This window comes from Pseudomonas sp. PME37.24/025 (assembly GCF_055556615.1).
Map to the genome: position 1 here is coordinate 1 of NZ_JBVHNK010000247.1, position 267 is coordinate 267.

General features: G+C 63.3%; 1 protein-coding gene. It reads right to left on the reverse strand.

Features of this window, described 5'->3' with window-relative positions:
- The coding region (locus tag ACZ3HH_RS30235; protein ID WP_465810283.1) for a DNA-directed RNA polymerase subunit alpha C-terminal domain-containing protein at positions 1-267 on the reverse strand (267 nt) is incomplete at both ends.

The window sequence follows — 267 nt, forward strand, 5'->3', positions numbered from 1 at the left end:
GCCTCGGTCTTCTGGACCAGATCGCCGATGTAGATGATGTTGTCGTTCTTGAGGCAGTTGGCCGAACGCACCGACAGCTCCAGCTCGTCGACCTTCTTGAGCAGGTAGCGGTTGAGCTGGTTGGCATCGTTCTCTTCGGGCGCATGGGTCGCAACCCCGCCCGAGGTGACGGCGACATGGCCGGTCGGCAGCTGGTCGTCGAAGTGGACGAACAGGCTCAACTGATCCTGCAGGATGCGCGCGGCATAGGCCACCGCGTCCTCGGGC